Source organism: Thalassotalea marina, from assembly GCF_014656435.1.
Taxonomy (GTDB): Bacteria; Pseudomonadota; Gammaproteobacteria; order Enterobacterales; family Alteromonadaceae; genus Thalassotalea_C; species Thalassotalea_C marina.
Window position 1 is genome coordinate 382,883 of record NZ_BNCK01000005.1, and the last position, 23,188, is coordinate 406,070.

Genomic DNA, 23,188 nt, shown 5'->3' on the forward strand with positions numbered 1-23,188 from the left:
TAGATTACTACGGAATATATTTGCTAAAAATCAAACACCTATTTGAAATAATTACTCAAATATTTATTCACTTTTTAATCAAAGATTATGCAGCAAATTTTTGTCGATAATCTTTTGGTGTTAACCCAGTAAATCGTTTAAACAATTGCCGGAAACTACTGATATCCTCATAACCTACAGACCATATGATCTTATTAATAGATTCTGTAGTTTTTTCGAGTTTTTGTTTAGCTTGCTCTACTCTTATCCTTTGCAGGTAATTAATAGGGTTTTCATGTGTCGCCAACTTAAATCTTCGTTTAAACGTTCTAGAGCCTAACCCTACTCTTTGGGCCAATTCGTCCATTGAAATATCGTTTTTATAATGAGACTCAATATACTCCTGTGCTTTTAGAATTGGCTGATCATTGTGATCTTTTTGTTGCTGAAAACTGACATAGGGTGATTGTTTTTCACGAATTGGATCAAATACAAGTAATTTAGCGCAATCTGAACTAATGTCTTTAGAGACAAATCGACTAACGATGTGCAAAGCCATATCTACGTAAGACAAAGCACCACCTGAACATATAGTATCGCCATTATCTACAATCAGATTATCTGTTTCTAGCCTAGTAAATGGGTATAGTTTGCGAAACATTTCAAATACTCGCCAATGTGTTGTGGCACTTTTCCCCGCCAATAACCCTGTAGCAGCAATCATAAAACTTCCAGTGCAATAACTCGCTAATATCGCACCTTTGCTATGAGAGTCTTTGAGATAAGAGGTGATCTGTTCTTTAAATGGGTAATCAATTGCACTATCACAGCAGCCAATAACGATTTTTGCATTCGCCGAAGTAATGACAACATCTGGCGACTTAAATGCTTTAATGCTAACAGTCGGCTTAATATCGATACCGTTATACCCTTTAACTGGCTCATCGTTGATTGTTACGATTTGATAATCCAGTTTTTGTAAACTATTTTTGCCATATCGTGTTTCTATACAAAAGTTAGCCGCAAAAAAGACATCAAACAAGCCATATATTCCCGATACCATGGTATTGTCGGTTGCTAAAATCGCTATTTTCATCATTCGTCCTCGTGTCACTTACAGCATCAATTATGGCAAAAGTGCCACCGTGAATCCAGAAACGCTTCAAGTAAAATACTAATCAATTATTAATGAGGGACGTATTATGAAAAATGCCATATTAACTTTAAGGTTTATCCACCTTATATTTCTTTTACTCGTTTTATTAACCTTAACCGTTATTCCATTTTATTATCCAATGACCCCAGTCACCGCCTTTGTCGTTTTTCCACTTTTGTACATTATGGTCTTGTCAGTAAGTGTTGTTATCGAGCAAAAGCTGAATCTGTTGTTAAAGCAACTTGGCCGATTAGATTCTCGTGTTTACAAAGAACACAAAAAATGTCCAGTGATTAAGGGACTTTGCTGTTAATCTCCCTTACACGCTTTGCTTAATAATGCAGAGCAATTATAATGCGCCAACTTTTTTATCGCTTGGTGTGTTATGTCTGATTATCAAATGCGATTTGGTGGGATTGAGCGCTTGTACGGCAAAAACGGCGCTCACGCCATCGCAAACTCTCACTTTTGTGTTGTCGGTATAGGTGGTGTAGGCTCTTGGGCCGCAGAGGCTCTTGCACGCACGGGTGTAGGTAAAATTACCTTAATTGATTTAGACGACATTTGTACCACTAATACCAACAGACAGATTCACGCAATGACTTCGACTGTTGGTCTTAGCAAAGTCGATGTGATGGCTGAACGTATTAAACTTATCAACCCAGAATGCGACGTTGTTTTGATCGAAGATTTTGTCACAAGTGATAATTTACCTGAGCTAATGGCACAAGATTTTAGTTATGTTATTGACGCAATTGACTCTGTGAAAATCAAAACCCAGATGATAGCGCACTGTAAACGCAATAAAATCCCCTTTATTACCATCGGTGGGGCCGGCGGTCAAACAGATCCAAGTCAGATAAAATTGACAGATCTTAGCCAAACATATCAAGACCCACTGCTTTCAAAAGTTAGAAACCAACTAAGACGTGATTTCAACTTTAGCCGCAATACCAAACGTAAATTTGGAGTTGATGCGGTGTTTTCAACCGAGCAGCTAAAATACCCTGATGGTAGTGGTGAAGTTTGTCACGCAAAACAATCACCAGATGGAGCAATGCGATTAGATTGCTCTGGTGGATTTGGCGCTGCAACACACGTTACAGCAACCTTTGCATTTTTTGCTGTGAGTAAAGCATTAGAAAAGTTAGTGCGTAAAGCAAGTTAACTAGCCCTTAACAAAATAACTTTATTAGCTAGTTTTCACTGACGATTTAATTTTATCGACAATGGCCAATAGCCCATTACCACGAGATGGGCTTAAATGTTGAAGTAACCCTAGCTTCTCAAAATAGCAATTAAAATCAAAATTCTCGACTTCGCTTGATTTTTTACCATTAATCGCAACTAACACGATATACAATAAACCACGAATAATTTTTGCGTCACTGTCAGCTTCGACATTAATTTTACCATCGCCCTGTTCGGTAACAGTTAACCAAGCTTTGCTTTCACATCCTTCAATTAGGTTGTCCTCGATTCGCTTCTCCGAGGGCATTCTAACTAACCGTTTGCTTAACAGCATGATTTGACGATGGCGCTCATCCCAGCCTTTGCAGTTGTTAAACAACTCAACGATAGATTGCTGCACATCCTGAACAGCTGTAACCTTCTCTGATAAAGCGCTATCATGCTTCAAGAAAGCTTTTAACAAACGGACAAAAGTATCAACTTCTTGTCTAGTGTTGTAAGCACTGATAGATGCCCTAATGCAACCATCAATGTTTAAGTACTCCATTAACGGCATTGCACAGTGATGACCTACTCTTAGCGCGATACCATTAGCATCAAAAAATGCAGCAATATCCTGCTGATGATGTCCATTAATCGTAAATGAAAAAATACCTACATCAGGGCAACCATCAAATAGTATATTGACCTCATCAATTGAGCAGAGGGAGTCATACAGGTAGCTCACTAATGGTTGATGATAGATATGTTCACAATTATCACGAATAAACTCTATGGCCTCAGCAGATGCAATAACGCCAGCGATATTTGGCGTACCAGGTTCAAACTTAAAAGGTAATTTATTAAAAGTGGTCCCTTGAGTAAGGCTAACTCTTTTAATCATTTCTCCACCGGTTTTATACGGCGGCATTTTTTCTAGAATCTCTTTTTTACCGTACAGTACACCAACACCAGTTGGGCCAAATGCTTTATGCATTGAAAAAACTAAAAAATCACAATCAATATCTTGTACGTTTAGTTCACAATGAGCAACTGACTGCGCTGCATCAATCAAGACTAAAGAGCCAACCTTTTTTGCCAATGCAGTAAGCTGCTTAATCGGGTTTACCTTACCCACCACATTGGAAATGTGATGAAACGCTACTAACTTAGTTTTTTCTGATAAATTTGCTTGGAAAGCTTCTACATCGATAAGACCAAACTTATTTAATGGCACTATTTTCAATGTTGCGCCAGTGTGCTCGCATAATTGCTGCCAAGGAACGATATTAGCGTGATGCTCAGCATGTGTAATCAACACCTCATCTTCAGATGTTAAAAAATGCCTGCCCCAAGAATCGGCTACCAAATTAATACTTTCTGTTGTACCGCTAGTGAAGATAACTTCTTCATCGTTTTTTGCATGAATAAATGACTGAATGACACGACGAGAGTGTTCATATTTTGCCGTTGCTGTTGCGGCTAATGCATGAGCCGCACGGTGCACATTTGCATTTATTGCACTATAGACATGGTTGCTTAATTCAATAACAGACTGCGGCTTTTGAGTTGTGGCAGCATTATCAAAATATATCAGAGACTTACCATTAACTTTGGCTGACATTATTGGGAAGTGTTGTCTTAAATAATTATCCTGCATTTGCCTATATTTTTACGCGATTTTGTAACATCAATTAGTAACAATTATACAGTATCCTTATCTCATAAATAGATAAAACTTACTCCTTAACTACTTTTTCATCTTATGTGTTTCACACCAACATAAGCTATAAATAAATAGCTCTATTTTTATTCGAGAGAAGACCAAAGTTATAGTAATTACAAAGCTACTAACAGAGATAAAATCTTATAAATAACATATAGACTATTCTAAATCGGTACATATTAAAGATAAGTTAATCACTTTTAATTGTGTTTTGAGGTGTTAAATATGGCATTGTTTTCGTGGTTCAATGACAGTAAGCAGTCTCCCAAAAATAATCAGCATACTGTATTGGTAGATAAAGTGTTATACCCAAATTCAAGCTTCACATGGCCTGTGATGAAAGTGCTTAAAGACTCGGACGAAATAAAAAGAGTTAAGACTTTGCAACGCCGCAGTAGGAACGTTTCTTAGCTCATATTAATTTGCGGCACTTAATTTAATGTTAAGGTGCCGCAAATTTATCTATAGTAAAAAAAGCAGGCATTAAAAACCTAGTTTTATCCTCATCAAAAAGCTGCCAGTACAGCTCAGGAAAGTCTAATTCAAAGTATTCCATTTTGCTGCGCATAGAAATCGGCTTGTAAGCTTGAAGGCCTTTGGAGACTGATTGCCTGTTACAGGTGTTGGTACGAAAAAGACCAACAGCAGCTTGATAATTTGCAGGGGTACCTATTTCAATACCATCAGGCGTTTCAACATAAACGGGTGTTGACGGTAAGATTTTATCCCGCCAAGGAACATTTGCAAGTATACGCTCCCGCCTCTGAGTTTTCTCAAGCGCGGTTAATTGCTTTATGTTTAGTACCGCAACGTTATGAGAAAAGTGGGTTTGTTCGCTGGCACATTTTGCGTGATTTAACGGCAAGGGGTACTCGTCAACAAAACCTAGAATGTGTGCTAATTCATGATAAAACACATCTATACCATCATGTTGGTCCAAATAAAGAACACCGTTATTAACGTTTGCTCCTCCCTGAGGAACCATCACTAACAGGTATCGGCTAGAGCCTGTTTGCAACTGGGTATTTAACACATTAACACGGCAATCAATCCTATTACTGATGTCGTGCTGACAGTGTAGTTGTTCAAGCGGTAGATATTTAGCAGGGTTAAAACAAACATACTGGCCAAATCGGCTGTGTTTTGTTTGTTCGATAAACTGGTTAATTCGCAAAATACTGGTAAAATTTGTCACGACAGGGAAAAAGCTAATATCACATTTTTCAACTGGGTTTAACTTATCGGAAAATATCGATACTTTTGCAAGCTCAGTTAATATGTTTGATTTAGGAGCCAAGGCTTGCAACTGCTTTTTAGCCTCAAAATAAGCTTCTTTATCTCCTTGTAACAACGCCAGCTCAATTAACAAATTGTATGCTTGCGCCTCTTCACTCAGAAAATCACGGTCAAGAAGTTGTTTAGCGAGTACGAGTTTTTGTTCTTTAATTAACGTTTTAATACGAAGTAAACTTGCTTCAGTATGCTTGAGTTCACTTGCTTTTTTTAACCATAACTTTTGCTGTACAGTGCGACCTAAATCGTCAAAATAATTGGCCAATTCAAAGGCGAGTATTGCATCACTATTGGCTAAATAAGTGGTTGATGTTAGCCATCTAATACTGCCTTGTGTTGAAGTGTTGCGAATGAAATGATGATACCCATTCAAATGAAAACGCTTTGCTAAAGGAAGTGCTATTCGAGCAGTAACATCATGCTTTAATAGGAAGGACAAAATGTCAGTATGGTGAGTAAACACCGTAACGATGAAGGAGATCGCGATAACAATACCAACTAAAATCCCCTTCATGAGTACTTACATTTATTCAGACAAACTAACAACTGGATTTCTGATAAGTTCCAGTTCAAGCTTTGCATATCTATGCTCTACAAACTCATAAACGTTAGTACTTAATGCTAATTTATAGAAGTTTGCCGCTGCGCGCTTTTTACCTTGCATTAAATTTAGCTTACCTAAATAAAAGTATGCTTCGCATAACCTTTCACTAAACTCTTTGTTTGAAGATATATTCTCAGTAACCTTCTTCAAGAACTGTGCTTGTGTTAGTTTACCGGCATAAAGGCTTACAATGTTTTTACCCCAGGCACTTGGCGAGATAGCATCTGCTCGTTGTTTCAAGTTTTCTAACGCTGTTAACTCATCAACTTTACGTTCAACAATATAAAGCCACAACAATCTGTAAGGATCTGCACTATTTTGCTGATAAAACAAAGTAAGATCGTCGACAGCTAGCGCTGACCTATCACCGTAATATAAGGCAATTCCACGATTTAGATATGCATATTCATGCTCCGGCGAAAGCTCTATTGCCGAATCAAACGCTTCATAAGCCTGATCAAATTCTTGCAGTTGTGTGTAATGAATACCTAAAAAATTATACGCTTCAACTAGATCAGGTTTTAATCTTAAGGCTCGATTAAAATCTAGACGAGCCATAGAGCGCAATCCAACGCTGTCATAAATAACACCTCTGTCATACAACAGCTGTGCGCGTTGCTCATCAGTCACTTCAGCTCGTTGAATAACGTCAGTTAATCGAACAAGTGCTATTTCACTCTTATAGTTAACAGGAAGTGGCTCTGCAATAACTAATTGATCAATTACAGAAGATGATTGTTGTGATGTTGTTGCACATCCTTGCGTTAATAGTACCGTTGCAACTAGGGCACCCATTAATTTTTTCACTAAACTCTGCCTTTTATTTGATTCTCTTCGATTATAACCTAGCCACTATTGAATGCGAGACCTTAACCCTATTGAACATGGTTAATTATTTTACTCGAAAGCAAAACACAAATAGTACTCGTATTTTTAAAATATATACGAGGAAAAAAAAGGAGCCGAAGCTCCTTTTAATTAAACCCGATGGGCTTAGTCTTGTGCAGGTGCTTGCTCAGCTTCAGCAGCTGGTTCAACTGGCTTTTCGATACACTCTTTCATGCTCAAGCGAACTCGACCTTGACGGTCAACTTCCAATACTTTAACAGTAACTTCTTGACCTTCAGAAAGTACATCAGTAACAGCATTTACACGCTCATGAGCGATTTGAGAAATGTGTACTAAACCATCTTTTCCAGGTAATACGTTAACAAACGCACCAAAGTCTACGATACGAACGACTTTACCCGTGTATACTTTGCCTACTTCAATTTCAGCAGTTAAAGCTTCGATTCGTGCAATAGCGTCTTTAGCTGCATTGCCGTCAGTAGCGGCAATTTTTACTGTACCGTCATCTTCGATTTCGATCGTAGTACCTGTTTCTTCAGTTAACTGACGAATAGTTGCACCACCTTTACCGATGACTTCACGGATCTTATCTGAATCGATCTTCATTGTATGAATACGTGGAGCAAACTCAGAAATATCATCACGTGCAGCGTTAATCGCTTGGTCCATCACTGAAAGAATGTGAGTACGTGCTGCTTTCGCTTGGTTTAAAGCGATTTGCATGATTTCTTTAGTGATACCTTCAATTTTGATATCCATTTGTAGCGCTGTAACACCTTCAGTTGTACCCGCTACTTTAAAGTCCATATCACCTAAGTGATCTTCATCACCTAGAATGTCAGAAAGAACAACAAAGTCGTCACCTTCTTTAACTAGACCCATTGCAATACCAGCTACAGAAGCTTTAATTGGTACACCCGCATCCATTAGCGCTAATGAAGTACCACAAACTGACGCCATTGAAGATGAACCATTTGATTCAGTGATTTCAGAAACCACGCGAACTGCATATGGGAACTCTTCAGGAGAAGGCATAACAGCTAAAATACCACGCTTGGCTAAACGACCATGACCAATTTCACGACGCTTAGGCGAACCAACCATACCAGTTTCACCAACACAGTACGGAGGGAAGTTATAGTGAAGCATAAAGTTATCAACTTTTTCACCCATTAAGGTGTCTAAGCGTTGTGCATCACGTTGTGTACCTAGTGTAGCAGTTACAAGTGCTTGTGTTTCACCACGTGTAAATACCGCACTACCGTGTGTACGAGGTAATACACCAGTCATCACGTCAAGCGCACGAACCATTTCTGGATCACGACCATCAATACGAGGTGAACCTTGAGTAATACGTCCACGAACAACTTTAGCTTCTAAGTCGTGGAAGATATTACGAGCTTCATTTTCGTTAAAACCTTCTTCGCCAGCAGCTTCAGTTAATTGCTCTAAAACAGCCGTACGAATTTCAGCAACGCGCTCATAGCGTTTTGCTTTTTCTGTAATTTGGTAAGCTTCGTTTAATTGCTCTTTAGCAAGTTCAACAATTTTAGCTTCTAATTCAGCGTCAACTGCTGGTGCTACCCATTCCCATGCAGGTGTTGCAACTTCAGCCGCAAATTCGTTAATTGCTTGAATTGCAGTTTGCATTTGCTCATGGCCGTAAACCACAGCACCTAACATCACCTCTTCAGAAAGCACTTGAGCTTCTGATTCAACCATTAATACTGCTGATTCTGTACCAGCAACAACTAGGTCTAATTGACTTGCAGGTAATTCTGATTGTAATGGGTTAAGTAAATATTTACCGTCTGTGTAACCCACGCGAGCTGCACCAATTGGGCCACTGAATGGGATGCCAGAGATTGCTAACGCAGCTGAAGTACCTAACATAGAAATAATGTCAGGTGCGATTTCTGGGTTTGCTGAAACTACTGTGATAATTACTTGAACTTCGTTAGTGAAGCCTTCAGGGAATAGAGGACGAATTGGACGGTCAATTAAACGTGCAATTAGTGTCTCTTCTTCAGAAGGACGACCTTCACGTTTGAAAAAGCCACCAGGGATCTTACCAGCAGCATATGTACGCTCTTGGTAGTTTACTGTTAATGGAAAGAAGTCTTGACCTTCTTTTGCTTCTTTTTTACCAACCACAGAGACTAATACAGAAGTATCGTCCATGCTTGCCATAACAGCAGCAGTTGCTTGACGCGCAATAGCACCAGTTTCCAGCGTGACCGTGTGTTGGCCAAACTGGAACGATTTTGTTACTGGATTGAACATTAATATCATTCCTTATTTTTGAACTTTTAACTATCCAATCTGTACAATTGTTTATTTACTCTTAAAAAGGCTGTGCCAAGTAAACAAATAATTATACAGTTTGGATTTCATACATTGCCAAAACATCTTGGCAGGCACATTATACTGAGTGAAACAGCTATTGCTAGGCCAAATCCGCATTTTCTTGTCTAAAAATAGCGTTAAGCCCCTTCTAATTTGCATTGATGTAGCCAATCGCCAAAACAGGTTATCGTGACAATTTAACTGTTAAAATTAACGACAATTTTTTATAGTCTGCGCCAAAGAACCAGTACACGACTCTAAAGACTATGAAAAAACTTGCCTTTTCCTTTGCCAATAAACAATTTATCGTTTTCTTAAACGATACTGACATTGTACAAGTTTACTGCGATCAACAGGCTATTTCGTTGACTAACATTAGCGAAAATGTTCAACAATGCAATGTTGAAGACCAGATTATTCAGTTTGACACTAGTTTGATACCTCAGGGTTCTTTGGGCATAGCAACAAACCAATCACCATTTGAATTTGCACAAATTCCTGAATTACAGCCAGAAAAAAAAGGCGGTATTCTTGGGTTGGCCGCTCTTGGTTTAAAACTGTTTAAAAGTGCCAAAGTGGTAAAGGCTGCGTTAGCTGGCGCTTCCGTTGCAGGCTATGCTTGGTTGTTCTCATTTGAGTTCGCGTTAATGTTAATTGCTTGTTTAGTGGTTCATGAATATGGTCATGTAAGAGCAATGCAGTATTTTGGCATTAAAACAAAGGGCATTTATTTAATCCCCTTTGTTGGTGGTTTAGCAGTTAGCGATGAAAAAATAACAACCCGTTGGCAAGACGTCGTAATATCATTAATGGGCCCTGCTTACGGCTTAATCACCTCTATTTTGGGCGTCGTATTGTATTACGCTACCGATATGGAAATTTTTGCAGGTGTCGCCGTATTAAGCGCTTTACTAAATCTATTTAACTTATTACCAATATTGCCACTTGATGGTGGCCATGTGTTAAAAAGTATTAGTTTCTCTATGCGTTCTTGGATTGGTTTATTGGCTTGTTTAGCCGGCGTAATGTTAGGACTTTGGGTAAGTTATACCTTTGGGTTGATGCTGCTGGTCTTTTTTATTTTTATTGGTAGCTTAGAGATTATTTTTGAGTGGCGAAGTCGACATCAATCACATTTAATTCCGCTAGATAGGTATGGTCAGATATTTTCTGCAGTAATGTATGTATTGGTTGTTGCAGGTCATATAGCTGTGATGATGCTTTTTGCCGACTCAGACAACCCTATTTTAAGCTTACCTATGAAGATCCTATCAAGTTAAAATCAATAAAAGAGCCAGTTACACTGGCTCTTTTTAGTTATGAATACCTATTTATTACTTAAAGATTCGATCTGACCAACGCGTCAATCCGGCAGTAACACTACCAAAATGATCACCCACAACAACATCGATGCCACCAAATTCTTTTTTAATAAATTCACTTATAACTGGAGATTTTGCCGTACCACCAGTAACAAAAACGACATCAGGCTTACACCCAGCTTGCACAACGGCTTCATGCATTAAACTTGCTATAGCTTGTAACTCTTTATTCGAAGCCTCAGCAAAATCCTCTCTCGAAATCAATTGACTAATTTCAGCGCCTAAAAAGCTCAAGTCAACTAAGTGTTCATTGGTTTCAGATAAAGCAACTTTTGCTCTTTCTGCACTATTGACCAACTGATAACTTTGTTTGTTTTTGAATAGCTGTATTAGCCTTGCAACTAATTCTGGTTGCAAGGCATCTTGCTGTAATGTTTGTAAAAATCTACCGTTAGCAGCACTATAAAACGCAGTTTGTTCATTGATATTATTTATCGCCACCGCCTGCCAATAGCTGTTAGTTGGCATGGGTTTGCCCGTTTTTAACAAACTAGCGGATCCTAAATTAGGCATTAGGCCGCGAAAAGCCAACTGTATGTCAAAGTCATTTCCACCTACTCGCTCACCACTATGCGCTAAAAGTTCATCACTTCTATCGACTTTGTTGATAAATGATGGTCCCATCAAGATCATTGAACAATCCGTCGTACCACCGCCAATATCAACAACTAAAACACGGGTATCTTGTTGTAACGACGCCTCGTATTCCAACCCAGCAGCAACAGGTTCAAATTGAAACTCTACATCTTTAAAGCCAATTCGTTTAGCAGCATTGCTAAGAATATTAATCGCTTGATGATTGCTTTCTTCGCCGTTAAGGCCCTGGAAATTAATGGGGCGACCAATCACCGCTTGAGTCATTTCTTTACCTAATGACAGCTCAGCCTGCTGTTTTACATGAGACATCATGGATGCGACGATATCTTCGAATAAATCAAATTGAGGCTGCTTTAAACCGCTAGCACCTAAAAAGGACTTTGGCGATTTAATATAATACCCTTCGTCCGGCTCAGCTAAGTAATTACTTAACGCATGTTGCCCAAACGACAAATCACTGTCGATACCGTCCAATGCAAGTTCACGCAACGCTGCTTGCCCTTTTTGTAACGGTAACATTCTTTGCTTTTTGTATTTTAACTGTTGGTCAGCTGTCAATTGGTTATGCAACCAATTGGCGATAACGTCGCGATCTGGCGCATATAAAGTCGAAGGCATTAATTGACCATGTTTGGGTAAGTTGAGCAATTGAGGTTGCCCATTTTTCATAACACCAACAGCACAGTTTGACGTGCCATAATCAAAACCAATCATAAAATCCCCCCTACCACAAAAAAGCCGCGTAGCTTAAAGGTCATGATTTAGAAAGGCAAGTAAAACACAATTCAAATGGAATGTTGGAAAACCAAAGTGGCAGTTAAAGTAAACATGATCGCAATAGCTCAAAAGCACAAAAATAGTTTTTTAGCTTTGAACAAACTATACAAAAAAGCCGGCTATCAAACCGGCTTTATCAACTACATAATAACCTACATATTGGGATAATTAGGTCCACCAGCACCTTCAGGTGTCACCCAAGTTATGTTTTGACTTGGATCTTTGATGTCACAAGTTTTGCAATGTACGCAGTTTTGCGCATTAATAATAAACTTGTCGCCCTCTTCTGTTTTTTCAACTTCGTAAACCCCAGCAGGACAATATCTTTGTGCAGGTTCAGCAAACTTAGGTAAGTTAACTGAAATAGGGATATTTTGGTCAGCAAGTTTTAAGTGACACGGTTGTTCTTCTTCGTGGTTTGTGTTCGATAAAAACACTGATGACAGTTTATCAAAACTTAATTTGTTATCAGGTTTTGGATAATTTATCACTGCACATTCTGATGCGGGTTTAAGCTGAGCATGGTCAAAACTGTCGTCTTTAAAGTTAACTGGAAATTTACCACCAAAGAAATTTTGATCCATAGTATTAAATGCGCCGCCCCAAAATGTACCTAATTTGTGCATTGCTGGCCCAAAATTTCTCGTGTTATACAGTTCATCATACAACCAAGAGTTTTGGAACTTTTCGGTAAATGCCGTTAAATCGTTTCCACCTTCATCACCAGATACTAACGCTTCAACAATTGTTTCTGCCGCTAACATACCAGTTTTCATCGCTGTATGGTTACCTTTGATTTTGGCAAAGTTAATCGTACCAGCATCACAACCAACTAATAATGCACCCGGCATGGTCATTTTAGGTAATGAATTAAATCCGCCTTTTGCAAGTGCTCTTGCACCGTATGATACACGTTTGCCGCCCTCAAGGTATTGTGCAATCTTGGGGTGATGTTTATAACGTTGGAATTCGTCAAATGGGCTTAAATGTGGATTGCTATAGTTTAAATCTATAATCATACCAACAAATACTTGATTGTTTTCCGCATGATACAGGTAACCACCGCCGCCTGTTTCTTTATCCAAAGGCCAACCTGCCGTATGGACAACTAAACCTTCTTGATGTTTTTCAGGCGCTATGTCCCAAATTTCCTTGAATCCAATACCATAATGTTGAGGAGACTTGCCGTTGTCCAAAGCAAATTTAGCAATAAGCTCTTTACCCAAATGACCTCTACAACCTTCAGCAAATACAGTATATTTTGCACGTAGTTCCATTCCTGGAACAAACGAATCTTTTGGGTTTCCTTCACGATCTAACCCCATATCGCCAGTAAGTACACCAGCAACACTTCCGTCTTCATTATAAATAACTTCTTGTGCGGGAAAGCCCGGAAAAACTTCTACTCCTAGGTTTTCAGCTTGCTCTGCCAACCAACGACACATATTCCCCATACTGGCAATATAGTTGCCCTCGTTGTGCATCGTTTTAGGAACACCGAACCCAGGTAATTTAATCGCACTTTCATCACCAGTAAAAAAGTAAATATCGTCACTAGTAACTGAAGTAGCTAGTGGGGCATTTTTTTCTTGCCAGTCTGGGAATAACTCGTTAAGAGCTCTTGGCTCAAATACAGCACCAGACAAAATATGCGCGCCAACTTCTGAGCCTTTCTCAACAACACATACCATTAACTCTTGTTCTTTTTCTTGTGCTAGTTGCATGATACGACATGCAGTTGATAGTCCTGCTGGTCCGGCACCAACAATAACGACATCAAATTCCATTGATTCGCGTTCCATAATTTCCCCCAAAATTATTAACTGATTGATATTCAAACGCCCGTTTGATTTTCAAACACCTGTTTGATAACATCATACCTATAGAATTTTCGCCAGTAAATACTATGCTGTAAAAGACTATTTATTGGATCAAGATCAAATGCGCTTTTTGGCTACTTAAATTTACGTTGACGTTCACGTCATCCAAGAGTAGCCTTGAGCCAACAAAAAATGTCTAGTCAACCTTTAAGACTAGTCGGTAAATTACAACAAGCACAATTAGAGGCAACGATGAAAGTACTAGTTCCTATCAAACGTGTCATCGATTACAACGTAAAAGTACGCGTTAAAGCTGACAACTCTAATGTTGATTTAGCTAATGTAAAAATGGCGATCAACCCTTTCTGCGAAATTGCAGTAGAAGAAGCAGTTCGATTAAAAGAAGCTGGCACCGCAAGTGAGGTGGTAGTGGTTTCAATTGGCGATAAATCTTGCCAAGAGCAGCTTAGAACAGCATTAGCTCTGGGTGCAGACCGAGCAATCCAAATCGATACAGATGCTAATTTAGACTCGTTACATGTAGCTAAATTGCTACATAAAGTAGTAGAAGAAGAACAGCCTCAGTTAGTTATTCTAGGTAAACAATCTATTGATAGTGACAACAATCAAACAGGCCAAATGCTTGCGGCGTTAACAGGCTTACCTCAAGGTACCTTTGCTTCTAAGGTAGTGGTCGATGGTGAAAAAGTTAATGTTACACGTGAAGTAGACGGTGGTTTGCAAACATTAGCTTTATCACTTCCAGCAATTGTTACAACAGATCTTCGTTTAAACGAACCTCGTTATGCATCACTACCAAACATCATGAAAGCGAAACGTAAACCTCTTGATGTAAAAGCTGCTACAGATTTAGGGGTAGATTTAACACCTCGTACTAACTTGTTAAAAGTAACACCACCAGCTGAACGTCAAGCAGGCATTGTCGTTGAAACAGTTGATGAATTAGTAGAAAAATTGAAAAACGAAGCTAAGGTGATCGCATGAGCATTTTAATTTACGCAGAACACGATAATCACGAATTAAAAGCAGATACGCTAAAAACGGTTACTGCGGCTCAGGCAATTGGTGGTGACATTCATTTATTAGTCGCGGGCGAAAACTGTTCGACAGTAGTGGAACAAGCAGCAAAGGTTAGCGGTGTTTCAAAAGTATTAGTTGCAGATAACGCAGCTTACAAAAATCAATTAGCTGAAAATGTTAGCTTATTGGTACTTGAGTTAGCTAATGATTACGATGTGATCATGGCAACAGCACTAACAACTGGTAAAAACTTTATGCCACGTGTTGCAGCTTTATTAGATGTAGCACAAATTAGTGACATCATCGCTGTTGAATCAGCTGATACCTTTATCCGCCCTATCTATGCAGGTAATGCTATCGCTACTGTACAAAGTTTAGATGCTAAAAAAGTGATTACTGTTCGCGCTACAGCTTTTGACGCAGTTGCAACAGATGGCTCTGCTGAAGTTGTAAATCTGTCTCAAGCTACTGATGCAGGCACATCTTCTCATGTTAGTGATGAATTTACTGAATCTGAACGCCCTGATTTAGGCGCAGCAAGCGTAGTTATTTCAGGTGGTCGAGGCATGCAAAACGGTGAAAACTTCAAATTACTTGAAGGTATTGCTGATAAACTAGGCGCAGCTATTGGTGCTTCGCGAGCAGCCGTAGATGCAGGCTTTGTTCCTAACGATATGCAAGTAGGCCAAACAGGTAAGATAGTTGCTCCTGACTTGTATATTGCCGTAGGTATTTCTGGCGCTATCCAGCACTTAGCAGGTATGAAGGATTCAAAAGTTATTGTAGCAATTAACAAAGATGCCGAAGCTCCAATCTTCCAAGTTGCTGATTACGGCATAGTAGCAGACTTATTTGACGTACTTCCTGAGTTAGAATCAAAGCTTTAGTTCTATACTCAAAGACCATAAAGAACCAGCCAAATGGCTGGTTTTTTTTGTTTAAGATTTTTATAATCGAGTGAAATTCCTCATTGAGAACCAATCATGTCTTGGCAAGATCAACTATCCCAACTTGTTTACTCAACCGATCAAGGTCGTATTAAAGAAGAAAAACAAGAACAAGTAACACCGAGCGATGGTGTTGCAAAAGTCAGAAGAGAAACAAAAGGTCGCAAAGGCAAAGGGGTAATTGTAATAAGTGGTTTAGGGCTTGATAGCAAAGAGCTAAAAGCATTAGCCAGCAAATTGAAAAAGAGCTGTGGTACAGGCGGCAGTGTCGTGGATGAAACCATAGAAATACAAGGTGATAAGCGTGACACCATAAAAACGGAATTAGAAAAAGCCGGATTTAAAGTAAAATTTATCGGCGGATAGGAGAAAACAACAATAATGTCTATTCAACCAAGTGATCTGTCTATTTTATTAGTTGAACCTTCTGATACTCAGGGGAAAATAATCGTTAATCAACTAAGAAGTCATGAAATTAGTCAAATAACATGGGCCAAAAGTTATGATGAAGCACAAGAGTTTATAGTTCGACATCATTTCGATTTAATTGCTAGTGCAATGTACTTTGAACAAGGAACCGCTCTAGACCTATTAAAACAGGTTAAAGTATCTGACAAAAATAACGATTCTGCTTTTATGCTTGTTTCTAGTGAATATAAAAGAGAACATTTAGAAGAGTTTAAACAATCGGGTGTGGTAGCACTGTTACCTAAACCATTTACTCACGAGCATTTACACGCCGCAATAAATAATACTATCGACTTATTATCGCCTGAAGAGCTAGAACTAGAATACTTTGATGTTCAAGATATTCGAGTGTTACTGGTAGACGATAGTAAATTAGCCCGAAACCATATTCGCAGAGTACTAAACAATCTAGGTTTGTTAAAGATTACCGAAGCTGTGGATGGAAGCGAGGCAATTTCACTATTAGCTGACAATATGTATGATTTAATTGTCACTGATTTTAACATGCCTGAAGTTGATGGCCGTGAATTAACAAAGTTTGTTCGGGAACAAAGTCAGCAATCACATATTCCCATTTTAATGGTTACCAGTGAAAGCAAAGATACCCATCTAGCGAATATTGAGCAAGATGGTGTCAACGCCCTTTGTGATAAACCTTTCGAACCTCAGTTTGTAAAACAGCTGCTATATAAATTATTAGACAACTAAAGTTCAAACAGCATAATAGTATTGGCTATTATGCTGTTTATTTAAATTGTCTCAACGTCGATAAAAGGTGACTTGCCACTATTCAACCACCTGAAAAAAGCGAAATATTATAAAAACTTACGAGTATGTTTTGATATTATAAGCACGTAACTTCATTGCAATTTTATTGTGAGAAACGTTCAAACGGTCAGCTAATTTTCGAGTACTTGGGTACATAGGATAAAGCTTTACTAATAGCTGTTTTTCAAATTCAGCTTGTGCACTGTTCCAATCCTGTATTTCATTTTCGACTAAATTACCAACCCCTATCGTTTCATTACCAGATACAACTTGTAAAACGTCTTCAGCGCTTATTGAGTTTTCATCACACATAGCTACTAGCTTAAATATTGTATTTTCTAATTGTCTTATATTTCCAGGCCAATCAAAGTTAACTAAAAGGTTCATCGCTTCTTGCTCAATGCTAGGCATTGCGTGACTCAACTGCTGAGCTGCTCGAACAATAAAATGATGAGTCAGTATCTCAATATCGCTCTTACGCTCACTAAGCGGTGGTAATTGAATTTTTAATACATTAATTCGATAGTACAAATCTTCCCTGAACGTTTTATTTATAATTAACTCATTAAAGTTTTGATGGCTGGCGGTGATTATTTTTACGTTGGCATTTAACTCTTTAGTGCCTCCAACCTTTCTATAGGTCAGATCTTGCAAAAAACGTAGAAGTTTGGCCTGTAAGTAATTAGACATTTCAGCAATTTCGTCCAAAAATATAGTACCACCATCTGCCAATTCAATGAGCCCTGGTTTACCACTGCGCTTTGCACCTGTAAACGCACCTGATTCATAACCAAATAATTCACTTTCCAGCAGAGGCTCCGGGATAGCAGCACAGTTTAACGATAAAAAAGGATTCGCGTTGCGAGGACTCAATTGATGAAGTGCTCTAGCAACCAGTTCTTTACCAGTCCCTGTTTCGCCGGTGATTAAAACAGGTAAATCTAGATCCGCAAATCGTTGTATTTGAGCAATGATTAATTTAATCGCAGGCGAATTCCCTATAATAGCATTGAGCGCATCGTCTTTTGTTTCCTGTACTAGTGATAATTGTCTGCCTAGCTTCTTAACACTTTTTAGATAGATAACAGCTCCAGTCGTTATGTTGTTTGTAATAACCGGATTAATATCAGCAATAAATGGACGAGATAAAAAATTTACAGCTATGCTGAATTCGCTTTTTTGTAAAAGATCTTTAACATTAACATCAATAAACTTGCCAATATTTTGCTTAGTTATATTATCTCCTGTGACAAGAAGCTGAGCTGCACGATTACAAGCAAGTATCTTTCCTTGATCATCAATATCAAGGATTGGATCAGATATCTTGGCTAATAACGCTTGAACGTGCTTTTCTCTTACCTCGGCTGGCATTTCTGATATTTCTATACAGTTTTTTATACCATCAATGTCAGACAACAACTTTAGCAAGGTTTCAACATCAGCAGTTTCGTTATCTAGATGAACATAAGTGAACTGACTTTCAACTTCTATACTTTTAACATTCCAAGCCTTTGATGCAAATTTAGCCAATATCTCCTGACTAATCCCTACTCTATCTCGCGATTCAATCTTTACTTTCATTGTCACATTAATATTACAGTGTAATACAGGTATTACAGCGCAAAAATCAGCTAGTTTCAACGTTAAAGCCATAAAGACTTAAGATTTCTACTATTTGACACCAAACACTGTAATATTTTTATTACAAACGCGTAATAAAACAAGCCTCTAAAAATCTTTAGCCATTGTTTTATAAGGTTTTTCAATCAATGGCCTGAAACTTGATTAATATAATAAATAACCCGATTAATTGAGATAACCATGACAAAAAGCAAATTTATCGAAACTCAAGCCATACATGCTGGCCGAATCAATGACCAACAATTTGGTTCACTTGCTACACCTCTATATCAAACATCAACGTTCATTTTTGATAACGCAGAGCAAGGTGCTAAAAGATTTGCAGGTGAAGAAGAAGGCTTTATTTACTCACGGCTTGGCAATCCAACTACCAGGCAATTAGAAATGCGTGTTGCTGCTTTGGAATGTATGGAAGATGGAGCAGCAACTGCAACAGGCATGGCAGCTGTATCTGGCGCATTGTTAGCTAACTTGTCTGCAGGCGACCACTTAATATCATCTAAAGCTGTTTATGGCTGTTCCTTTGCGCTCATGAGCCATATGTTAACTAAGTTTGGCATTGAAGTGAGTTTTGTAGATATGTCAGAGCCTAACAACATAGTAACTGCGATAAAGCCAAACACTAAAATTATCTTTTTAGAAACGCCAATCAATCCTAATTTGCAAGTATTAGATTTGGAGAAGATTTTAGGTATAGCAAAACAGTTTGATTTGCTTTCTGTCGTTGATAATACCTTTATGACTCCGGTGTTACAGCAACCAGCAAAATTTGGCGCAGATATCATTGTCCACAGCGCTACAAAATACTTAAATGGCCATGGAGATGTAGTTGCTGGAGTTATCTGCGGTACACAAGAAATGATTAACCACATTAAATTAACAGCATTAAAAGATATTGGTGGAACTATTAGCCCACATGATGCTTGGTTGATTTTACGAGGGTTAAAAACCTTGCCAATACGTGTCGAACGACATTGCCAAAATGCACAGCAATTGGCTGAATTTTTGGAAACTCACCCAAGTGTTTCTAAAGTTTACTACCCTGGTCTACCTTCACACCAAGGCTTTAAATATCTGGGTAACCAAATGAAAGCCGCAGGGGGAGTTATTGCGTTTGAGCTGAACACCGACCTAGCTGGTGGTGCTGAATTTATTAACAGAATGAAACTGTTTTCTATCGCGGTGAGCTTAGGTGACGCGGAGTCCTTGATCCAACATCCTGCATCCATGACACACTCTCCATACTCTGATGAAGAGCGAAGAGATGCTGGAATTAGTGATTCTTTGATCCGTATTTCTGCTGGCTTAGAAAATGTTAACGACCTAATTGCAGACTTAGAACAATCATTAAATGCAGTTAAATGCGTCGACACTAAAGTCGCCTAATCAAGCATAATAACTGCCAAACTAAACCAAGCGTTCACATCGTCGATACTCAACTTTGCAAATGCTTGGTTCATTGTGACACTAAAATATTTGAATTATATAACCAACTTATTTGGCAATTATTTTTGCAAACTGTGGAAGCAACTTCGCTTTAATCTCTTCAATTTGCGGTTCAGTATATGGCTGCATCGCAAATTGTCCCCAAACTGGCTTAGGCCATGCTTTGTCAGTATTAAACCTTACGACATGGTGAATATGTAATTGCGGACATACATTGCCCAGTGCAGCAACATTCATTTTAGTCCCTTTAAACAGTTGCATAAGAACTTCAGACAACATGCTTGACTCATTTAGAAATTGTTGTTGTTCTTGCCACTCCATTTGGTAGATATCTTCAATTCCATTTACCCTAGGAACTAAGACAAACCAAGGGTATTGTGAATCATTCATCAAGAGCAACTTACATAAAGGAAAATCGATAATTTCAATAGTATCTCTTTGCAAAATTTCATTCAGTTCAAATTTATGTTCCATGTAATTTCCTTTATTTTCTTTTATTTTTGCGTCCTCGGCCTCTAGCAGCTTTTTTAGCTTCTCTTGCCGCTTGTCGCTCTTGGTCTAACTGTTCGAAATGGACAATCTCTTTTTCAACCATCTCTGGCGTTTCAAAAGAAATTTCGCCTAACGTTTTATCTCGAATTTCATTGATCAATATTGTAGATGCTTTTGTAAAATCTACATGACCTCCACTTTTTACACAGCCCCTATTTCGCCCGATAGCCTCTATTAAGTCAACCTCTCTTTCAGGTACCTCCTCTAACTTGTAGCGGTTAACAAGTCGCTCAGGATATGCCTGTATCAAATAGTCTGCGGCAAAACATGCAATATCGTCGTGATCAAATGCTGTGTCTTTAACTGCACTGGTAATAGCTAGCCTATAGCCACTATTTTCGTTAACGATCTTTGGCCATAACATACCGGGTGTATCGTAGAGATATAATCCATCTTCCAGTCTAATCCTTTGTTGTCCCTTAGTTACAGCTGGTTCGTTACCAACTTTTGCTTTTGCTTTACCCACTAACGTATTTAAAAGTGTTGATTTCCCAACATTAGGAATGCCCATAATAACCACATTGATTTGTTTACCCGTTTGATCTTTATGTGGAACAAGCTTTCGAATCATATTAGGAATGCTTTTAGCCATTGCAGGACTTTCTGTTGTCAACGCAATCGCTTTAACGTTTTGTTGGGCTTCGAGGTACTCGATCCATGCCTTGGTTATAGCAGGATCTGCTAAGTCACTTTTGTTGAGTATTTTGATTAAAGGTTTATTTCCTCTAATCTCAGTGATCATTGGATTTTCGCTACTAAAAGGCAGCCTAGCATCACAAACTTCAATTACTACATCAATTTGAGGCAATATTTCTTTTATTTCTTTTTGGGCTTTATGCATATGCCCTGGGTACCAATTGATCGCCATAATTAAAATGCCTTTAAAAAAAGGGGAATTTTAGCAATTTTATCCGAATTATTCATAAAAAGTTTTGAATTGATACGACTTTTATCGTATAAAGGACATACAGAGAAATACGTAAAAAAACTGAATCAGTAAAATGATAAAGGAATCTTGATGAGAAAGAGCCGACTAAGAGAAGACAATCCTGAAAGTGATGTAGATATGACTCCGATGCTAGACATCGTATTTATACTTCTTATTTTCTTTATTGTAACGACTTCATTCGTCAGAGAAGAAGGTATTGTAATTAACAGACCTAAAGCTCAAAACAACCCGCCATCTGATCCACCACCAATTGTTTTGGTTAGAATCGATGAAGCAGGCAAAATTCGCTTTAACGGTAACTTAGTTGATAAAGAGCGTTTATCAGCTCGTATTGAAAGTTATCTAGCAGAAAACCAAACTAACAGTGCTGTAGTTATTCCTCACAAAGATGCTACTCACGAGATGGTAGTTGGTGCTATTGACCAAATTCGTTCATTTGACCAATTAACAATTTCAATTGGCAAATAACAATAAGTAAACGTTTAAGAGGAAGCATTAGCTTCCTCTTTTTTTATCTGCTCTTCTGTAGCCAAGCTCTACAATGCCCTTAAACAACAGTCAATGGCTGAACAAGTTAAATACCTAAGAGACTGTAAACTGCTTAGTACTATATTAAACTTAGATTCCTTAGTTTGGTTTCTTGTATGGGGTTAATATCGATTCTTTTACATTAAAGCCATATTATTAGCTAAGCACTATTTGTTCAGTAGTTAAAAGCCTATGCTTTTGAATAAAAACCTTACTCATTCAGCTGTTAAAGCTACCTCAGAGCAGCTTTAAACCTATATGCTCTCCTGAGTTCTTATCTATTTTATGTCGCTATAACTGATAATATGAAGAGTCTGATGGTAGATAGCGCTTATACTCTTCACTTTTCTCTCAGATAGCATGAGTGGCTCTTATTTTTAATTAAAAGCTTAGCTCGGATACGCCTATTCGTATAGCTCATTCTGTTAAAAAGCGGCCAACATGAAACTGTTCATCTTGGCTGTTAACCTTTTTTTCCCTACTCCACATGGTGCTCATGTGAGATAAAAATTTTAAGGTTTATTCTTTAATTAAAAGCTTAGCTCTGATCCGCTCACCAGAGATTGAATAAAACTGTTTATTCAATTTTATCCTGCTTCGCCCTACTGATGTGAATGGATTCACTAATGTCGTGATGCCATGGATGGCAAAGAACGACCGAGAGTAGGACACTAAAATTGAGTTAAAAAAAAGCCACTCAATGAGTGGCTCTTCTTTATAATTAAAAGCTTAGCTCAGGCCCGTGAATTCGCAGAGCTCATTCGGTTAAAAAGGGCCAACATGAAATTGTTCATCTTGTCTGTTAACCCTTTTTTCCCTGCTCTCGTGAGAGTTTTCCCTAAATTTTGTCCATAAAAAAAGGCCGTCTATGAAGACGGCCTTTTCTTGGAATAGAAGCTTAGCGATGTCCTACTCTCACATGGGAACTTTCTACAACGCTATTGTCGCTAAGCATAAACTGGTTACAAAATGGAAAGCTTTTCTATATCGTCTTCTAATTCAAATCTTGTGTACGTGTTCTGTCAAACTCAAACAACTTAGGTGTTGTATGGTTAAGCCTCACGGGCAATTAGTATCAGTTAGCTCAAGGCCTCACAACCCTTACACACCTGACCTATCAACGTCGTAGTCTCCAACGACCCTTTAGGG

Annotated in this window: 19 protein-coding genes and 1 rRNA gene; 9 read left to right on the forward strand and 11 right to left on the reverse strand. The window is 38.4% G+C overall.

Going from position 1 to position 23,188, the window contains the following annotated elements; all coding sequences use genetic code 11:
- Positions 1-85: 85 nt before the first annotated feature.
- Positions 86-1,075: a GlxA family transcriptional regulator gene (locus IE199_RS13285; RefSeq protein ID WP_189771287.1), complete on the reverse strand. Its 990-nt coding sequence runs from the start codon at positions 1,073-1,075 to the stop codon at positions 86-88.
- Positions 1,076-1,181: 106 nt separating this feature from the next.
- Here IE199_RS13285 and IE199_RS13290 point away from each other — a divergent pair, with 106 nt between their 5' ends.
- Positions 1,182-1,448, forward strand: coding sequence for a hypothetical protein (locus IE199_RS13290; protein WP_189771288.1), 267 nt, complete (start codon positions 1,182-1,184; stop codon positions 1,446-1,448).
- 72 nt (positions 1,449-1,520) lie between these two features.
- Entirely contained in the window at positions 1,521-2,303 is a 783-nt protein-coding gene (gene tcdA, locus IE199_RS13295; protein ID WP_189771290.1) for a tRNA cyclic N6-threonylcarbamoyladenosine(37) synthase TcdA, read from the forward strand.
- 24 nt (positions 2,304-2,327) lie between these two features.
- On the opposite strand, the gene IE199_RS13300 is transcribed toward tcdA, so the two are convergent.
- The 4 genes from IE199_RS13300 to pnp form a co-directional block, all read right to left on the reverse strand.
- Positions 2,328-3,965 carry a SufS family cysteine desulfurase gene (locus tag IE199_RS13300; protein WP_189771292.1) on the reverse strand — a complete coding sequence of 546 codons (1,638 nt, stop codon included), beginning with the start codon at positions 3,963-3,965 and terminating at the stop codon, positions 2,328-2,330.
- A gap of 508 nt (positions 3,966-4,473) precedes the next feature.
- Positions 4,474-5,838 carry a tetratricopeptide repeat protein gene (locus IE199_RS13305; RefSeq protein ID WP_189771295.1) on the reverse strand — a complete coding sequence of 455 codons (1,365 nt, stop codon included), beginning with the start codon at positions 5,836-5,838 and terminating at the stop codon, positions 4,474-4,476.
- A gap of 12 nt (positions 5,839-5,850) precedes the next feature.
- A complete protein-coding gene (gene nlpI, locus IE199_RS13310; protein ID WP_229854710.1) occupies positions 5,851-6,735 on the reverse strand; it encodes a lipoprotein NlpI in 885 nt (294 codons plus the stop codon).
- 186 nt (positions 6,736-6,921) lie between these two features.
- On the reverse strand, positions 6,922-9,060 hold the full coding sequence (gene pnp, locus IE199_RS13315; protein ID WP_189771297.1) for a polyribonucleotide nucleotidyltransferase: 2,139 nt from the start codon (positions 9,058-9,060) through the stop codon (positions 6,922-6,924).
- Between the two features lie 329 nt (positions 9,061-9,389).
- Here pnp and IE199_RS13320 point away from each other — a divergent pair, with 329 nt between their 5' ends.
- Positions 9,390-10,403 carry a metalloprotease gene (locus tag IE199_RS13320; RefSeq protein ID WP_189771299.1) on the forward strand — a complete coding sequence of 338 codons (1,014 nt, stop codon included), beginning with the start codon at positions 9,390-9,392 and terminating at the stop codon, positions 10,401-10,403.
- A 54-nt stretch (positions 10,404-10,457) separates the two neighbouring features.
- Here the strand turns inward: IE199_RS13320 and yegD are convergent, their stop codons facing one another.
- Together yegD and IE199_RS13330 are read right to left on the reverse strand one after the other, a co-directional pair.
- Positions 10,458-11,816 (reverse strand): molecular chaperone, encoded by a 1,359-nt coding sequence (gene yegD, locus IE199_RS13325; protein WP_189771301.1) that lies wholly within the window; start codon positions 11,814-11,816, stop codon positions 10,458-10,460.
- A gap of 215 nt (positions 11,817-12,031) precedes the next feature.
- The gene (locus tag IE199_RS13330) at positions 12,032-13,681 is read right to left on the reverse strand and encodes an electron transfer flavoprotein-ubiquinone oxidoreductase (RefSeq protein WP_189771303.1); all 1,650 of its coding nucleotides are present in this window, start codon (positions 13,679-13,681) and stop codon (positions 12,032-12,034) included.
- Positions 13,682-13,951: 270 nt separating this feature from the next.
- On the opposite strand from IE199_RS13330, the gene IE199_RS13335 reads away from it, so the two are divergent.
- The 4 genes from IE199_RS13335 to IE199_RS13350 all read left to right on the forward strand — a co-directional run bounded on the left by IE199_RS13335 (position 13,952) and on the right by IE199_RS13350 (position 16,863).
- Complete coding sequence (locus IE199_RS13335; protein ID WP_189771389.1) at positions 13,952-14,704, forward strand: electron transfer flavoprotein subunit beta/FixA family protein; 753 nt, start codon at positions 13,952-13,954, stop codon at positions 14,702-14,704.
- Positions 14,701-15,627 carry an electron transfer flavoprotein subunit alpha/FixB family protein gene (locus tag IE199_RS13340; RefSeq protein ID WP_189771305.1) on the forward strand — a complete coding sequence of 309 codons (927 nt, stop codon included), beginning with the start codon at positions 14,701-14,703 and terminating at the stop codon, positions 15,625-15,627. Before IE199_RS13335 ends, IE199_RS13340 begins: the two co-directional genes overlap by 4 nt.
- 96 nt (positions 15,628-15,723) lie before the next feature.
- Entirely contained in the window at positions 15,724-16,053 is a 330-nt protein-coding gene (gene yciH, locus IE199_RS13345; RefSeq protein WP_189771307.1) for a stress response translation initiation inhibitor YciH, read from the forward strand.
- 12 nt (positions 16,054-16,065) lie between these two features.
- On the forward strand, positions 16,066-16,863 hold the full coding sequence (locus IE199_RS13350) for a response regulator (protein WP_189771391.1): 798 nt from the start codon (positions 16,066-16,068) through the stop codon (positions 16,861-16,863).
- A gap of 117 nt (positions 16,864-16,980) precedes the next feature.
- Here IE199_RS13350 and IE199_RS13355 read toward each other — a convergent pair whose 3' ends face one another.
- Entirely contained in the window at positions 16,981-18,564 is a 1,584-nt protein-coding gene (locus IE199_RS13355) for a sigma 54-interacting transcriptional regulator (protein ID WP_229854711.1), read from the reverse strand.
- Positions 18,565-18,744: 180 nt separating this feature from the next.
- On the opposite strand from IE199_RS13355, the gene megL reads away from it, so the two are divergent.
- Entirely contained in the window at positions 18,745-19,950 is a 1,206-nt protein-coding gene (gene megL, locus IE199_RS13360; RefSeq protein ID WP_189771317.1) for a methionine gamma-lyase, read from the forward strand.
- Between the two features lie 108 nt (positions 19,951-20,058).
- On the opposite strand, the gene IE199_RS13365 is transcribed toward megL, so the two are convergent.
- Both IE199_RS13365 and ylqF read right to left on the reverse strand, forming a co-directional pair.
- Complete coding sequence (locus IE199_RS13365) at positions 20,059-20,484, reverse strand: HIT domain-containing protein (RefSeq protein ID WP_189771319.1); 426 nt, start codon at positions 20,482-20,484, stop codon at positions 20,059-20,061.
- A gap of 10 nt (positions 20,485-20,494) precedes the next feature.
- Positions 20,495-21,430 carry a ribosome biogenesis GTPase YlqF gene (ylqF, locus tag IE199_RS13370; protein WP_189771321.1) on the reverse strand — a complete coding sequence of 312 codons (936 nt, stop codon included), beginning with the start codon at positions 21,428-21,430 and terminating at the stop codon, positions 20,495-20,497.
- A gap of 150 nt (positions 21,431-21,580) precedes the next feature.
- On the opposite strand from ylqF, the gene IE199_RS13375 reads away from it, so the two are divergent.
- A complete protein-coding gene (locus tag IE199_RS13375) occupies positions 21,581-21,979 on the forward strand; it encodes an ExbD/TolR family protein (protein ID WP_189771323.1) in 399 nt (132 codons plus the stop codon).
- A 1,108-nt stretch (positions 21,980-23,087) separates the two neighbouring features.
- Here IE199_RS13375 and IE199_RS13380 read toward each other — a convergent pair.
- A 23S ribosomal RNA gene (locus tag IE199_RS13380) occupies positions 23,088-23,188 on the reverse strand; the annotation flags it as partial.

Excerpts from the sequence above, each read along its gene's own strand:
- IE199_RS13285 (WP_189771287.1), bottom strand. The coding sequence starts at position 1,075 with ATGAAAATAGCGATTTTAGCAACCGACAATACCATGGTATCGGGAATA.
- IE199_RS13290 (WP_189771288.1), top strand. The coding sequence starts at position 1,182 with ATGAAAAATGCCATATTAACTTTAAGGTTTATCCACCTTATATTTCTT.
- tcdA (WP_189771290.1), top strand. The coding sequence starts at position 1,521 with ATGTCTGATTATCAAATGCGATTTGGTGGGATTGAGCGCTTGTACGGC.
- IE199_RS13300 (WP_189771292.1), bottom strand. The coding sequence starts at position 3,965 with ATGCAGGATAATTATTTAAGACAACACTTCCCAATAATGTCAGCCAAA.
- IE199_RS13305 (WP_189771295.1), bottom strand. The coding sequence starts at position 5,838 with ATGAAGGGGATTTTAGTTGGTATTGTTATCGCGATCTCCTTCATCGTT.
- pnp (WP_189771297.1), bottom strand. The coding sequence starts at position 9,060 with ATGTTCAATCCAGTAACAAAATCGTTCCAGTTTGGCCAACACACGGTC.
- IE199_RS13320 (WP_189771299.1), top strand. The coding sequence starts at position 9,390 with ATGAAAAAACTTGCCTTTTCCTTTGCCAATAAACAATTTATCGTTTTC.
- yegD (WP_189771301.1), bottom strand. The coding sequence starts at position 11,816 with ATGATTGGTTTTGATTATGGCACGTCAAACTGTGCTGTTGGTGTTATG.
- IE199_RS13330 (WP_189771303.1), bottom strand. The coding sequence starts at position 13,681 with ATGGAACGCGAATCAATGGAATTTGATGTCGTTATTGTTGGTGCCGGA.
- IE199_RS13335 (WP_189771389.1), top strand. The coding sequence starts at position 13,952 with ATGAAAGTACTAGTTCCTATCAAACGTGTCATCGATTACAACGTAAAA.
- IE199_RS13340 (WP_189771305.1), top strand. The coding sequence starts at position 14,701 with ATGAGCATTTTAATTTACGCAGAACACGATAATCACGAATTAAAAGCA.
- yciH (WP_189771307.1), top strand. The coding sequence starts at position 15,724 with ATGTCTTGGCAAGATCAACTATCCCAACTTGTTTACTCAACCGATCAA.
- megL (WP_189771317.1), top strand. The coding sequence starts at position 18,745 with ATGACAAAAAGCAAATTTATCGAAACTCAAGCCATACATGCTGGCCGA.
- IE199_RS13365 (WP_189771319.1), bottom strand. The coding sequence starts at position 20,484 with ATGGAACATAAATTTGAACTGAATGAAATTTTGCAAAGAGATACTATT.
- ylqF (WP_189771321.1), bottom strand. The coding sequence starts at position 21,430 with ATGGCGATCAATTGGTACCCAGGGCATATGCATAAAGCCCAAAAAGAA.
- IE199_RS13375 (WP_189771323.1), top strand. The coding sequence starts at position 21,581 with ATGAGAAAGAGCCGACTAAGAGAAGACAATCCTGAAAGTGATGTAGAT.